Source organism: Rhizobium sp. P1_B8 (assembly GCF_056406515.1).
Map to the genome: position 1 here is coordinate 1 of NZ_JBFTZZ010000060.1, position 13,110 is coordinate 13,110.

Sequence of the window (13,110 nt, forward strand, 5' to 3'; positions counted from 1 at the left end):
GTCTCGATGACGGTCAAATCCATACCGCGGCCGTGGGCGAAGCGCAGAAGCTCCGGCATCTCGGCATCGTTGAAATCCTTCAGCGCCACGGCGTTGAGCTTGACCTTCAGCCCGGCTTTCTGAGCGGCATCGATGCCTTCCATGACCTTGGCGAAATCGCCCCAGCGGGTGATCTTGCGGAACTTGTCGGGATCGAGCGTGTCGAGTGAAACATTGATGCGGCGTACGCCACAATCATAAAGCTCCTCAGCATGGCGGGAAAGCTGCGAACCGTTGGTCGTCAGCGTCAGCTCATCGAGGCCGGAGCCGATCTTCTGGCCGAGCTGGCGAACCAGATACATGATATTCTTGCGCACCAAAGGTTCGCCGCCGGTCAGCCTGATCTTGCCGACACCCTTGGCGATGAAGGCGGAACAGAGCCGGTCGAGCTCTTCCAGCGTCAAGAGATCCTTCTTCGGCAGGAAGGTCATGTTCTCCGCCATGCAATAGGTGCAGCGGAAATCGCAGCGGTCGGTGACGGAGACGCGGAGATAGGTGACCGCCCGCCCGAAGGGGTCGATCATCGGGTCCGCACCTGCCACCAGCGGCGATGCATTACCTATCGTTCCAACTCTGCTGTTCACGTGTATCTCCGTACTCTCGTCAATGTGGGCATATGCTATTGTCGCGTCAAGGGAAACAGCCCGCGCGAGCATGCCAATTTCAGCTTGCGCTGAAAAAGATCAGCGCCTACTCCTCGCATGAGAAGAGGACAAAATGATGAGCGATATCTGGCCGAGCGAACTTCGCGTCTCGAAAGACAGGCAGCGGCTGGTGGTGACCTTCAACGACGGCCAGAGCTTCGACCTGTCGGCAGAGCTCTTGCGTGTGCTGTCGCCCTCGGCCGAGGTGCAGGGCCACGGGCCAGGGCAGAAGGTGACGGTGCCAGGCAAGCGCAATGTCGCGATCATCTCGATGATGCCGACTGGCAATTACGCCGTTCGGATCGGCTTCGACGACATGCACGATACCGGCATCTACACCTGGACCTATCTGCGCGAGCTCGGCGAACGCGGCGCTGAGCTGTTTTCCGCCTACGAGGACGAGCTCAGCGAAAAGGGCATGAACCGCGACACGGCGGAGAAGCCGCGCTGAGGGTCACGAGAGCGCCGCTATCGCTTTCAATCCACACATAATTCCAGCCATCGGGGGGCCATATGGCGAAAACGAACGGAAAGAACTGGCTGCGCGCCAAGGGCAGCGCCAGCGGCAGCAAGGTGACCTTCCTCGAACTGTTCTTCGACCTGGTCTTCGTCTTTTCGATCTCGCAGCTCTCGCATGCGCTCGCCGCCCACTATACGCCGCTCGGTGCTGCCGAAGCGGCGCTGATGACCTTCGCCGTCTGGTGGGTGTGGATCTTTACCGCCTGGGTGACGAACTGGCTCGATCCCGAGAAAATGCCGGTGCGCGGCATGCTGGTGGCGCTGATGATGCTCGGGTTGCTGCTGTCTGCCTCCATCCCCGAGGCCTTTGGCGACAAGGGGCTGCTGTTTGCCGGCGCCTATGTGGCGATGCAGGTCGGGCGCTCGCTGTTTACGACCTATGCGATGACGCGCGTCGACCGCCCCAACACGCTGAATTTCGTCCGCATCACCACCTGGCTCGTGGCAGCATCGGTTTTCTGGATTGCCGGCGGGCTGCTCGAGCATGAAGCCCGGCTGATCGCCTGGGTGATTGCGCTGGCGATCGAATATGCCGGGCCGGCCGCGGGCTTTGCCGTGCCGGGGCTCGGCCGCTCGACGGCGCGGGACTGGGACGTTTCCGGCGCGCATATGGCCGAGCGCTGCGCGCTCTTCGTCATCATCTGCCTCGGTGAAGCGATCCTCGTTTCCGGCCGAACCTTTTCGGAGCTGCCGTTCTCCGGGCTGACCAGCGTCGTGTTCGTCACCGGCTTCATCGGCACGGTCGCCATGTGGTGGCTCTATTTCCGCTTCGGCCACGGGCGCGCCGCCCACCGCATCGAGCATGAAGAGACGCCGGGCAGCTTGGCGCGGCAGGCCTTCACCTATGGGCATATCCCGATTCTTGCCGGCATCATCGTCCATGCGGTGGCGGTCGAGTTCATGTTCTCGCATCCGCATGAGACCGGCAATCTCGGCATCGCCGCGGCCGTGCTCGGCGGCTCTGGCCTGTTCCTGATCGGCAATCTCTGGTTCAAGGGCGCGACCAGCGGCCAGCTGCCGCTATCACATCTGGCCGGCCTCGTGTTTCTGATCCTGCTCGCCTTCGCAGCACCCTTCATCGAGGTCTATTTGATGGGCATTCTGGCGACGCTCGTGCTGATCATCGTCGCCGCCTGGGAATATCGCTCGCTGACCGGCACGACGGCCGCGCCGACGCTGCATTGAACATCAGTCCTCGTCGCGCAGATCTTTCATCAGCACCGTGACGATCCGCTCCATCGAATCGGCGGTCGCCATGCATTGCTCGATCGGCTCGTCCGATAGCACGCGGTCGATGAGGCCGGTCTGGATGGCCATGGCTTCCTCACTGAGCTTTCGACCCTCTGGCGTCAAATAGAGGCGCCGCACGCGCTTGTCGCGCTCGTCATCGCGGCGAAGGAGCAGACCGCGCTTCTCCATCTGCGGCAAGAGCATGCTCATATTGGAGCGGCCGACCAGCAGCTTGCGCGCCAGCTCCTGCTGCGAAATGCCTTCGAAACGGTAGAGATTGACCAGGATATCGAGGTGCGGCGGCTTGATGTCGAGATCGGCAAGCGAGCGGGCCAATGACTGCTGCATCAGCTGGCAGGCGCGAGCCACCGCGATCCAACTGCGAAAACGCGGATGATCCCAGGGAAGGGATTGATTTTTGTTCATCGTTGTACTTTATTGTTCAGTGTTGAACAGTCTTTTGGAATCCCACTATGACAAACTTTGTGCTTGACGTCACCCGCCTCGGGTTTTCGGCTCTACAGGCGGTTTCGCCTGATCTGGCAGGCAGGGCGGCGCTCCAGCTGTTCTGCCGGACGCCGTCGACAAAGCCGAAGGGAGCAAAGGCGAAGGCGGCGCATGCAGCGGGTGCGGCCCGGCTTGCCGGCGCCGAACGCTTCAACCTCAGGCTTGCCGGCGGGCGCCAAGCGCATGCCTATCGGCTGAACGGCGGGGCGAGGGGCAAACGCAAGCGCTACCTGGTGACGCATGGCTGGGGCTCTAGCGCCGCATATATGGCCGAACTCGCCTCGATGCTTTCGGCAACGGGAGCGGAGGTCGTGGCGCTCGATTTTCCCGGCCACGGCCGTTCCGGGGGGCGCTTCCTGCATATGGGGCTTGCGGTCGAGACGATCGCGGCGGCCGAGGCGCGGTTTGGCGCATTCGATGCGGCGATCGGTCATTCCTTCGGCGGTGCGGCGCTGATGGTCTCGGCAGCGGGGCTGCTGCCTGGCGTGGCGCCTGTCACCGGCGAGAGACTGGTGCTGATCGGCGCGCCGAGCGAGATGGGCTGGCTGTTTACCGATTTCGGCGGGATGATCGGCCTTCTCCCTGCAGCGCAAGCGGCGTTGGAGAATGAGGTTCATCGCGTCACTGGACGGAGACTGGAGGACTTCGACGCCGGCGAGGCGGCGGGCGAGATCGGCCGCCCCGTGCTCGTCATCCATGCCGAGGACGACAAGGAGGTGTCGTCTCTCCATGCCAGGCGCTACGGCGCGGCGGGAAAGGGCGTTCGGCTTCTCTGGGCGAACGGCTTCGGCCACCGTCGCATCATCGGCGCCGCACCGGTTCTTGCCGCGATCGCGGCATTTCTCGAAGGCGATCGGGGCGTGGGTGAAGCTCTTGATGAAAGCATCAAAAAAGATGCGGAGATCATTCCGTTTTTTGAGCTTCCGGCAAGGCGCGCGGCATTGTAGCGTCCGTCGCGAAGATCAAGCCGCGGCGGGACGCCTCATGAAAATCATCAGCAGCATCGAAGAGCTCAACACGATCTATGGCGCCGGACTTTCGCCGGCCTCCGTTACCAAGGTGACGAAGCAATTGACCCCGCTCTATCGTGAGATGATTGAGATCTCACCGTTTGCCGCGCTTGCGACCGTCGGGCCGGAAGGACTCGACTGTTCGCCGCGCGGCGATCTCGGTGGCGTGGTGCGTGTCATCGACGACGAGACGCTGCATCTGCCGGACTGGCGCGGCAACAACCGGGTCGATTCGCTCTCCAACATCGTGCGCGATCCGCGGCTGGCGCTTATGTTCCTGATCCCCGGCTCGAACACGACGATGCGCATCAACGGCCGGGGCGTCGTTTCCGACGATGAGGCGCTGCTTTCAAGCTTCGAGATGGACGGCAAACATCCGCGCACCGTCGTCGTCATTTCTATCGACGAGGTCTATTTCCAATGCGCGCGGGCCGTGATGCGGGCCGAGCTCTGGAATGGAGAACACTTCGCCGATCCGGCGACGTTGCCGACGCCAGGACAGATGCTGAAGGCCGCGACCGGCGATTTCGACCAGAAAACCTACGACCGGGAATGGCCGGGGCGGGCGGCAAAGACGATGTGGTAAAGCATCGTCACCGGCGGCTCAGACTACTGACAAAGTCGGCCAACTTCTCTTTCATCCTCGGCCCTGCGCCGAGGATGATGCCGAGTAACAACGAGGTTTGTCGACAACACTAAACCGTCACCTGCCAGTGACAGCGTGCGTGCGGCGCGGGACTGCCGTCAGGTCTTGTAGATCAGCCAGCTCTTGGTGAAATCCTTCTGCATGCCGTCTTGATAGAGGATGGTGCAGTTGCGGCCGGCATTTTTGGCGCCGTAAAGGGCGATGTCGGTTTTGCTATAGAGTTCGCCGGCATCCCCGGCGCTGGATGCCATGCAGATGCCGATCGAGACGGTGACCGGACCGTAATTCACCCGCGTACGGGAGTTCTTGAAGGGCGTCGTCTCCAGCGTGCGACGAATGCGCTCGGCGATCGCGGTCACTTCCTCGGGCGTGTTGCCATCGATGATAAGGGCGAATTCCTCGCCGCCGGTGCGGGCAACGAAGATGTCACGGCGGACATTGCTGCGGATGACGGAGGCGACGGTGGCGAGCACCTTGTCGCCGACCGGATGGCCGTAGGTGTCGTTGATCTTCTTGAAATTGTCGATGTCGCAGAGCAGCAGTGCCGTCACCGGCCGCATGCTCGAATTGTCGAAAATGGCGGCGAGGCGGTCGTCGAAGGCGCGGCGGTTGGAAAGGCGCGTCAGCGAGTCGGTGTTGGCGATGCGCTTGTATTCGTCGAGTTCCTTGCGGACCTGATCCATCTCCTGCGAGCGCTGGACAACGTCCTCGACCGTGCGTTCGCCATGCGCCATGGTGTCGCCGGTCGCCTGGCTCAGGAGATCGATGGCGTTTTCGATCAGTTCGACGCTGGCGTTGCTCTTGGAGGTGATGCGCTTGTGGGTCTCGCCGAGCAGTCTGGTGTAGCTTTCCAGCGAGCTCTGCTCCTGCCTGAGAATGCGCAGCAGGCCATCGAGTTCGCCGGCAATGCGCGTATGGGCATCGTCGAAGACACGGGCCGGGCTGTGGGTGAAGTGCTGTGCGCCGAGCGCATCGAGTTCCGCCTGGGTCACCTGGCCGCCGAGGGCCGCCAGCTCGCGGGTGAGGGCTGGATTGGAGCCGATATAGGCCTCGTAGAAGAGTTGGTAATTGCGCGGTATCGGCGCGACGCCCATGGAGCGCATGGCATAGGTGATCTGACCCGCAACGTCGGGAACCGGCACCTTGGGCGCGACAGCCGTATTCATCCGGCGAACTCCTCATATATTCAAAGGCAATATTCTATTTGTTAGCTTAAATTTCTTGGGAAAAGATTAAAGCGATATATACCAAAGATTACATACGACAAATGGCCCATGAGCTAATACTTCGATCAGGCCTATGATTCTCCATGGAAAAACGTATCTTTACTGAGGCAGTGCATACTCGCTGAGCGGGTACAGTGTCTGAAAAACTTACAGTTCTTCTCTGCCGGAGACCGTATTCATCTTGTCGACAGTTGGTTTTGGCCGTTTCGTATTGCAGTCTCGACATCTTTGGGATCGTATTTTCTGCAACGGACCCGATCGTAGCCCGCAAATCAGGGCGTGAGATCATGGAAACCTCCCGTCATATTTCTTTCGCCATCCTGACCTTCACCGTCGTCGCCGCCGGCGTCTTGCTGCTGGAGCACACCGGCTTCTTCGCCGGCGCTTTCCGCACGGAGATCCTGGCAAGGGTCGATGCCGGGGATGTGGTGAGCGTGGGCGAGGCGGTCACAGCGCAGAACACAAGCGCCTCGGATAAGGCGTCGCCGCGGTAGAGCTGGCGGCAACGCAGCCCGCCCACTCACCCCAAATTCAGTTCCTGGAAAAAATCATTCCCCTTGTCGTCGATGACGATGAAGGCGGGGAAGTCTTCGACTTCGATCTTCCAAACCGCTTCCATGCCGAGTTCGGGATATTCGAATACTTCAACCTTGCGGATACAGTCCTGGGCAAGACGGGCGGCGGGGCCGCCGATCGAGCCGAGATAGAAGCCGCCGTGCTTCTTGCAGGCCTCGCGCACGGCGCGTGAGCGGTTGCCCTTGGCAAGCATCACCATCGAGCCGCCGAAGGACTGGAATTGGTCGACGTAACTGTCCATGCGCCCGGCCGTCGTCGGGCCGAAGGAGCCGGAGGCGTAGCCGACAGGCGTCTTGGCGGGGCCGGCGTAATAGACCGGGTGGTTTTTCAGGTAATCGGGCATGCCTTCGCCCTTTTCCAGCCGTTCGCGGATCTTGGCATGGGCGAGGTCGCGGGCAACGATGATGGTGCCGGTCAAGGACAGGCGGGTCTTGACGGGATGCCGGGAGAGTTCGGCGAGCACCTCGGCCATTGGCCGGTTGAGATCAATGCGCACCGTCGATTCCGACAGTTTCGCCTCGTCGATCTCGGGCATGTATTTCGACGGATCGGTTTCGAGCTGTTCGACGAAGATGCCGTCGCGGGTGATGCGGCCCTTGGCCTGACGATCGGCGGAACAGGAGACGCCGAGGCCGATCGGCAGCGAGGCGCCGTGGCGGGGCAGGCGGATGACACGCACGTCATGACAGAAATACTTGCCGCCGAACTGAGCGCCGACGCCCATCTGCTGCGTCAGTTTGTGGATTTCCTTCTCCATCTCGATGTCGCGAAAAGCGTGGCCGCTCTCGGACCCTTCGGTCGGCAGCTCGTCGAGATAGCGGGTGGAGGCGAGCTTGACGGTTTTCAGGTTCATCTCGGCCGAGGTGCCGCCGATGACTATCGCCAGATGGTAGGGAGGACAGGCTGCCGTCCCTAAAGTCAGGATCTTCTCCTTGAGGAAGTCGATCATCCGGTCATGGGTCAAGAGCGAGGGCGTGCCCTGGTAGAGAAAGGTCTTGTTGGCGGAGCCGCCGCCCTTGGCGACGAAGAGGAATTCGTAAGCGTCGGTGCCTTCCTCGTAGATGTCGATCTGGGCCGGCAGGTTGTTCCTGGTATTCTTCTCCTCGAACATTTTGACCGGCGCGAGCTGCGAGTAACGCAGGTTCTTCTTCTCGTAGGCATCCATGACGCCGCGGGCGAGCGCCGCCGTATCCTCGCCCTCGGTCCAGACCCTGCGGCCCTTCTTGCCCATGATAATCGCCGTGCCGGTATCCTGGCACATGGGCAGCACGCCGCCGGCGGCGATATTGGCGTTCTTCAGAAGATCGTAGGCAACGAAACGGTCATTGTCCGTGGCCTCGGGGTCGTCGAGGATCGAGGCGAGCTGCCTGAGATGGCCAGGGCGCAGCAGGTGGTTGATGTCGGCGAAGGCGGTTTCGGCCAGCAAGCGGATGCCTTCCGGCTCGACGGTCAGGATCTCCTGGCCCTTGAACGTATCGACCGAGACATGGTCGCCACTGATCTTGCGGTAGGGGGTGGCATCCTTGCCGAGGGGGAAGAGATCGTCAGCCATCGAAGTGACCTTTCTGGTAGGGCGTCGCTAGATTGGAACCGGTCTAAATCCGCCGCGGGGCAAAAGCAATCAGGATGCGTCGGAGTCCGGCCGGTTAAGCCAGGGTCGCGCGGGCTGCACCGCGCGCAGTGGGTGGGGCTAGCGTAATCGCCTCGACAAAGACGACTCCAGGTTGCCTTCTGTTCGAGGCCAGTTCATATTCCCGGCAGCGTTAACCTGCCGGGGCTTCGAATGACAAATGCAAAGCCAACTGCTGTCGACGACCTTCTCGTTTTTTTCGAAGACAATTGGATCCGCGGGAATCTGCTGCGCCTCTCCAGTGATCCCGAGGGAGCGGACATGTATGTTCGCTTCGTCAATGGCGTGCGCATCGACGCCAAACATGGGCCTGACCACGAAACGATCATAAGGGGCGAATACGGAACCTTCAGACTGAAACCTGACGGTCACTTCGAGTACGAGTTGGACTACACACTCGACGTCGTGAAAAATTTAACGAAATACGATCAGCTCATCGAGAAGTTGAGCTTCAAGATGTCCGATGGCTCAGGGGGCACGGACCTCGGCGTGCTGACGCTCGCGATCGACGGCGTCAACGAAGGCGATAAATACCACGAGGTCCTGGATTTCGACGATATGGGCGTCTTGTCGAGGGCCGATAATTTCTCTCTGCCTGACTATCGCAACTTTGCACTTTCAGTGAATGGCAGCCACGACCTGACGCTTCTGAACGGGTATGTCTATGATACCATCCCGGGTGTCGACGCCATCACCGAGGACGGTTTCAGCGATACCGTTCTATCGCCGGGTTCTGCGCCCGTAAGCCTGAAAATGCTCGATGGCGGGGAGTTCACCTTTCAGAGCGTTTCGATTGCCGAATTGTCGGCAGCGCCCTTTCACCTGACGCTCACTGCGCTGAACGACGGCCAGATCGTCTATCAGCAGGAGCTCGAGGTCACCGGCCCCACTCTCGAGGTCAATCTCGAAGACATCGAAGAAATCCGTTTCGACTTCATGGGCAATTCTGTCGTGATGGACAATTTTTCGCTGTTTGCCTTGCTATAGGCTGGAGGGAGTCGAGGCGTTGCGGCATATCCCCTTCTCCCCGCGAGCGGGGAGAAGGTGTCGGCAGGCGGGTGAGGGGCTGTGGCCTATGCGACCTTCCTACTTCGGCCCGATCATCGTTTCCGGGCGCACGATCTCGTCGTACTCTTCCGATGTCACCAAGCCGCTGGCGAGGGCCTCTTCCTTTAGCGTCGTGCCGTTCTTATGCGCTGTTTTGGCGATCTTGGCGGCTGCGTCGTAGCCGATCTTCGGGGCAAGTGCCGTTACCAGCATCAGCGAGCGTTCGAGGCCGGCCTTGATATTGTCCTCGCGCGCCTCGATGCCGACGACGCAATTGTCGGTGAAGGAGACGGCGGCGTCGGCGAGCAACTGCACCGACTGCAGGAAATTATAGGCCATCATCGGATTGTAGACGTTGAGTTCGAAATGGCCCTGGCTGTCGGCGAAGGTCAGAGCCGCGTTGTTGCCGAAGATATGGATGCAGACCTGCGTCAGCGCCTCGCACTGGGTCGGATTGACCTTGCCGGGCATGATCGAAGAGCCGGGCTCGTTTTCCGGCAACGCCAGCTCGCCCAAGCCGGCGCGCGGGCCGGAGCCGAGCAGGCGGATGTCGTTGGCGATCTTGAAGAGGGCGGCGGCGGCCGCATTGATGGCGCCATGGGAAAAGACCATGCTGTCATGCGAGGCGAGCGCCTCGAACTTGTTCGGCGCGGTGACGAAGGGCATGCCTGTTATGGCAGCGATCTCTTCGGCGACCTTTTCGGCAAAGCCCACCGGCGCATTGAGGCCGGTGCCGACGGCAGTACCGCCCTGGGCGAGCTCGCAAAGGCCGGGCAGGGTCATTTCGATGCGCTTGATGGCGGAGCCGACCTGGGCGGCATAACCCGAAAATTCCTGGCCGAGCGTCAGCGGCGTCGCATCCTGGGTGTGGGTGCGGCCGATCTTGATGATGTGGCTGAATTCTGTGACCTTCATGTCAAGGGCGGCATGCAGGTGCTTGAGGGCCGGGAGCAGGTGATGGGCGATTTGCTCTGCGCAGGCGATGTGCATGGCCGTCGGATAGGTGTCGTTCGACGACTGGCTCATATTGACGTGATCGTTCGGATGCACCGGCTTCTTGGAACCCATGACGCCGCCGAGCATTTCTATTGCACGATTGGAGATCACCTCGTTGGCATTCATATTGGACTGCGTGCCCGAACCGGTCTGCCAGACCACCAGCGGAAAGTGGTCGTTCAGCTTGCCCTCGATCACCTCCTGGGCGGCGTCGACGATGGCTTTGCCGAGGCCAGGATCGAGCTGGTCGAGCGACATGTTGGCGCGGGCGGCCGCCTGCTTGACGATGCCGAGCGCGCGCACGATCGATAGCGGTTGCTTTTCCCAGCCGATCTTGAAATTGCCGAGCGAACGCTCGGCCTGGGCGCCCCAATATCGGTCGGCGGCGACGTCGATCGGGCCAAAAGTATCGGTTTCGGTGCGGGTTGCGGTCATCAGCCTTGCCTTCCCTTTACATGCTGTTTTCGGGCATTTTCGAAAGATGAGGTCTTATAGGTTGGAAAGCCCGACAAGAAAACTGGACGCCGTGCGAAATATTGAAATCGGAAGTCATGTTTGCGCAGGCTTTTCGGCGTGCCTTTTAGGCCACTTTGGAAATTTTATGCATCCGGGCGTTTTCACCCCACTGGTCTGCCGGAGAAAATTCGGTAAAAAATTAACTAATAATTTCATAATTTTGTGTGAACTGCTGGGCGGCGCCATGCAGGATCTCCGTCACATAAAATTGAGTCCGCCGGCGCTGGCGGCGCAGGCCGGTTTCTGATCAATGAGGCCCTACGCTGCTTGAGTTTCGCGGGATTTGAGCTTGGGCCTTGCGCTCGTGACAAGAACAGCATGACACCGGGACTGGAAGATATATGACGTTCGTTTTGAAAAGCGCGGCATCCGCATTGGCAATTTCCTGCGGCGTGGCAGTGATGAGTGCCACACCCGCGCATGCCTATACACTGATGGATATGCTGCGCGGCGACAGGCAGCGGTCCCAGAGCACCATCTTCATGGACCAGATGCCGCCCGGCCGTGTGGGCCAGCGCGGCGGCATTGGCGGATCGCTCGGCGGGCTCGACCCGGAAGCGCCGCTGCCGAAGGTGAGCGGTCCGCGTTATTACACCTACAAAACCGAGACGCTGCAATTCGTCGATACCGGCAAGTTTGCCGATCCCGTCGTCACCGGCGCAGTCGCCGATGTTTCGGGCAGCGGCGATGCCAGCGCCGAACCCGCCGTGCAGCGCCGCTTCCTGGCGCAGGCCAAGGTGCGCGCCAATGTTGACGTTGCAAAGGCGCTCGAAGCCTATTACGGCGACAGCCGCAATCCGCTCGTGTGGGTCGATGGCAACCAGATCAACGACCGTGCCAAGTCGGCGATGTTGGTGCTTGCCGATGCGGGCTTCGTCGGTCTCGACCCGGCGGATTACGTCGTCCAGACGCCTGATATCGACCCGGCCAATCCCGATCCCGCCTTCCGCGACCGTGCGCTGACGCAGTTCGAACTCGAACTCTCCGCCAAAGTGCTGGCTTTCGTGCAGGACACGGTGCGGGGCCGCATCGATCCGAACAAGATCTCCGGCTATCACGATTTCCAGCGCAAGGTGGTCAATCTGGCCCCGGTGCTGAAGCTTGCTCGCATGAGCCCCGACGTCGGCGCCTATATCGCCAGCCGCTCGCCCGATAGCCCGCAATTCCTGGCGCTGAAGGCAGAGCTTGCAAAGCTTCGTGCCGCCGACGGTGGCAACGAAGAGCGAATAGTCGTTTCGCTCGACAAGCTGCTGAGACCTGGCGAGAGCTCACCCGAGATCGCCAATATCGTCAGGGCAATCGGAAAGCACGGTTCCGAAACGCTGAGGACCGATCATGCGGCAACGATTGCCGCCTATGCCGGCAGCAGCGACTATTCGCCTGACATCGTTTCGCTGGTCGAGGACTTCCAGAAGGAGCGCGGGCTGAAGGCCGATGGCGTCATCGGCCAGGCGACGGTGCGCGCCATGACCGGCGGCGACACCAATGCTTCGAAGATCGACAAGCTCGTCGTCGCCATGGAGCAGGCGCGCTGGCTGCCGGAGGATCTCGGTTCACGCTATGTTATGATCAACCAGCCCGCTTACATGGTCTACTACCACAATGACGGCAAGGAACAGCTGTCGATGCGCGTGGTGGTCGGCGGCAAGAACAACCAGACCTATTTCTTCGATGACGAGATCGAGACGGTAGAGTTCAACCCTTTCTGGGGCGTGCCGCAGTCGATCATCATCAACGAGATGCTGCCGAAGCTGCGCTCGGATCCGAACTATCTCGACCAGCTCGGCTATGAAGTCGAGGTGAACGGCCATGCCGTCGCCTCATCGTCCGTCGATTGGTATGGCTCGACGGACAATGTCTCGGTGCGCCAGCCGCCGAGCAGCGACAATGCGCTCGGCGAACTGAAGATCCTGTTCCCGAACAGCCACGCGATCTACATGCACGACACGCCGTCGAAGAGCTTCTTCAAGCGCGACATGCGGGCGCTGAGCCACGGTTGCGTGCGCCTTGCCGATCCGCGTGCGATGGCGGCTGCCGTGCTTGGCACGACGGTTGACGATGTCGCCAAGCAGATCGCCAGCGGGCAGAACCATGCCGTACGCGTGCCGCAGAAGATCCCGGTCTACGTCTCCTACTTCACTGCCTGGCCGAACAAGGACGGCGTGGTGGAATATTTCGACGACGTCTACGGACGCGACGCCTATGTCGACAAGGCCTTCGATGCCACAACGAAGGCGCGTGGGGCGCAGATCTGAAAATCGGATTTGATAGTGATGCTGGCGGGCGGTCTTTGGACCGCCCGGTTTGTTTTGGGGTGTCTGCGTGCAAGAAATAAGAGGAGAGGGCGCGCCGTATGGCCCCCTCATCCGCCTGCCGGCACCTTCTTGGATGACAGGAATGTAGGATACTAACGCTTCCGGGCGGGTGGCCGCCCGCCCGGAAGCTGGTTGTCGGATCGTCACCTTCTTAGCCGTTTGGGGCTGTGGGGAGCAGGATCGCAACCGGCTCTTCATCTGGCCCGTGT

At 60.9% G+C, this 13,110-nt stretch carries 13 protein-coding genes; 8 read left to right on the forward strand and 5 right to left on the reverse strand.

Features of this window, described 5'->3' with window-relative positions; genetic code table 11:
- The coding region (locus tag AC1D2N_RS35630; protein ID WP_477982961.1) for a GTP 3',8-cyclase MoaA at nt 1-623 on the reverse strand (623 nt) is incomplete at its 3' end.
- A 136-nt stretch (nt 624-759) separates the two neighbouring features.
- Between AC1D2N_RS35630 and AC1D2N_RS35635 the strand changes: the two genes are divergently transcribed.
- Nucleotides 760-1,134, forward strand: a complete 375-nt coding sequence (locus tag AC1D2N_RS35635; protein ID WP_032980674.1) for a gamma-butyrobetaine hydroxylase family protein — start codon at nt 760-762, stop codon at nt 1,132-1,134.
- A 62-nt stretch (nt 1,135-1,196) separates the two neighbouring features.
- A complete protein-coding gene (locus tag AC1D2N_RS35640) occupies nt 1,197-2,387 on the forward strand; it encodes a low temperature requirement protein A (protein WP_018446364.1) in 1,191 nt (396 codons plus the stop codon).
- A gap of 3 nt (nt 2,388-2,390) precedes the next feature.
- Here the strand turns inward: AC1D2N_RS35640 and AC1D2N_RS35645 are convergent, their stop codons facing one another.
- Nucleotides 2,391-2,858 (reverse strand): MarR family winged helix-turn-helix transcriptional regulator, encoded by a 468-nt coding sequence (locus AC1D2N_RS35645; RefSeq protein ID WP_113542103.1) that lies wholly within the window; start codon nt 2,856-2,858, stop codon nt 2,391-2,393.
- A gap of 47 nt (nt 2,859-2,905) precedes the next feature.
- Here AC1D2N_RS35645 and AC1D2N_RS35650 point away from each other — a divergent pair, with 47 nt between their 5' ends.
- Nucleotides 2,906-3,886 (forward strand): alpha/beta hydrolase, encoded by a 981-nt coding sequence (locus tag AC1D2N_RS35650; RefSeq protein WP_477982964.1) that lies wholly within the window; start codon nt 2,906-2,908, stop codon nt 3,884-3,886.
- A gap of 37 nt (nt 3,887-3,923) precedes the next feature.
- Entirely contained in the window at nt 3,924-4,535 is a 612-nt protein-coding gene (locus AC1D2N_RS35655; RefSeq protein ID WP_130652528.1) for a pyridoxamine 5'-phosphate oxidase family protein, read from the forward strand.
- Nucleotides 4,536-4,693: 158 nt separating this feature from the next.
- On the opposite strand, the gene AC1D2N_RS35660 is transcribed toward AC1D2N_RS35655, so the two are convergent.
- On the reverse strand, nt 4,694-5,761 hold the full coding sequence (locus AC1D2N_RS35660) for a GGDEF domain-containing protein (RefSeq protein ID WP_018242281.1): 1,068 nt from the start codon (nt 5,759-5,761) through the stop codon (nt 4,694-4,696).
- 347 nt (nt 5,762-6,108) lie between these two features.
- On the opposite strand from AC1D2N_RS35660, the gene AC1D2N_RS35665 reads away from it, so the two are divergent.
- A complete protein-coding gene (locus AC1D2N_RS35665; RefSeq protein ID WP_018242280.1) occupies nt 6,109-6,315 on the forward strand; it encodes a hypothetical protein in 207 nt (68 codons plus the stop codon).
- 26 nt (nt 6,316-6,341) lie between these two features.
- Here AC1D2N_RS35665 and AC1D2N_RS35670 read toward each other — a convergent pair whose 3' ends face one another.
- The gene (locus AC1D2N_RS35670; RefSeq protein WP_018446359.1) at nt 6,342-7,949 is read right to left on the reverse strand and encodes a fumarate hydratase; all 1,608 of its coding nucleotides are present in this window, start codon (nt 7,947-7,949) and stop codon (nt 6,342-6,344) included.
- Nucleotides 7,950-8,180: 231 nt separating this feature from the next.
- On the opposite strand from AC1D2N_RS35670, the gene AC1D2N_RS35675 reads away from it, so the two are divergent.
- On the forward strand, nt 8,181-9,014 hold the full coding sequence (locus tag AC1D2N_RS35675; RefSeq protein ID WP_130652527.1) for a VCBS domain-containing protein: 834 nt from the start codon (nt 8,181-8,183) through the stop codon (nt 9,012-9,014).
- Between the two features lie 99 nt (nt 9,015-9,113).
- On the opposite strand, the gene fumC is transcribed toward AC1D2N_RS35675, so the two are convergent.
- Complete coding sequence (gene fumC / locus AC1D2N_RS35680; protein WP_047621340.1) at nt 9,114-10,505, reverse strand: class II fumarate hydratase; 1,392 nt, start codon at nt 10,503-10,505, stop codon at nt 9,114-9,116.
- A 61-nt stretch (nt 10,506-10,566) separates the two neighbouring features.
- On the opposite strand from fumC, the gene AC1D2N_RS35685 reads away from it, so the two are divergent.
- Nucleotides 10,567-10,833 (forward strand): hypothetical protein, encoded by a 267-nt coding sequence (locus AC1D2N_RS35685; protein WP_130652526.1) that lies wholly within the window; start codon nt 10,567-10,569, stop codon nt 10,831-10,833.
- Between the two features lie 94 nt (nt 10,834-10,927).
- On the forward strand, nt 10,928-12,841 hold the full coding sequence (locus tag AC1D2N_RS35690; RefSeq protein ID WP_130652525.1) for a L,D-transpeptidase family protein: 1,914 nt from the start codon (nt 10,928-10,930) through the stop codon (nt 12,839-12,841).
- Nucleotides 12,842-13,110: the final 269 nt, after the last annotated feature.

Bases quoted from the DNA above. Each gene is read 5' to 3' on its own strand.
- AC1D2N_RS35690 (WP_130652525.1), top strand. From the start codon at position 10,928: ATGACGTTCGTTTTGAAAAGCGCGGCATCCGCATTGGCAATTTCCTGC.
- AC1D2N_RS35665 (WP_018242280.1), top strand. From the start codon at position 6,109: ATGGAAACCTCCCGTCATATTTCTTTCGCCATCCTGACCTTCACCGTC.
- fumC (WP_047621340.1), bottom strand. From the start codon at position 10,505: ATGACCGCAACCCGCACCGAAACCGATACTTTTGGCCCGATCGACGTC.
- AC1D2N_RS35635 (WP_032980674.1), top strand. From the start codon at position 760: ATGAGCGATATCTGGCCGAGCGAACTTCGCGTCTCGAAAGACAGGCAG.
- AC1D2N_RS35675 (WP_130652527.1), top strand. From the start codon at position 8,181: ATGACAAATGCAAAGCCAACTGCTGTCGACGACCTTCTCGTTTTTTTC.
- AC1D2N_RS35655 (WP_130652528.1), top strand. From the start codon at position 3,924: ATGAAAATCATCAGCAGCATCGAAGAGCTCAACACGATCTATGGCGCC.
- AC1D2N_RS35640 (WP_018446364.1), top strand. From the start codon at position 1,197: ATGGCGAAAACGAACGGAAAGAACTGGCTGCGCGCCAAGGGCAGCGCC.
- AC1D2N_RS35670 (WP_018446359.1), bottom strand. From the start codon at position 7,949: ATGGCTGACGATCTCTTCCCCCTCGGCAAGGATGCCACCCCCTACCGC.
- AC1D2N_RS35645 (WP_113542103.1), bottom strand. From the start codon at position 2,858: ATGAACAAAAATCAATCCCTTCCCTGGGATCATCCGCGTTTTCGCAGT.
- AC1D2N_RS35650 (WP_477982964.1), top strand. From the start codon at position 2,906: ATGACAAACTTTGTGCTTGACGTCACCCGCCTCGGGTTTTCGGCTCTA.
- AC1D2N_RS35660 (WP_018242281.1), bottom strand. From the start codon at position 5,761: ATGAATACGGCTGTCGCGCCCAAGGTGCCGGTTCCCGACGTTGCGGGT.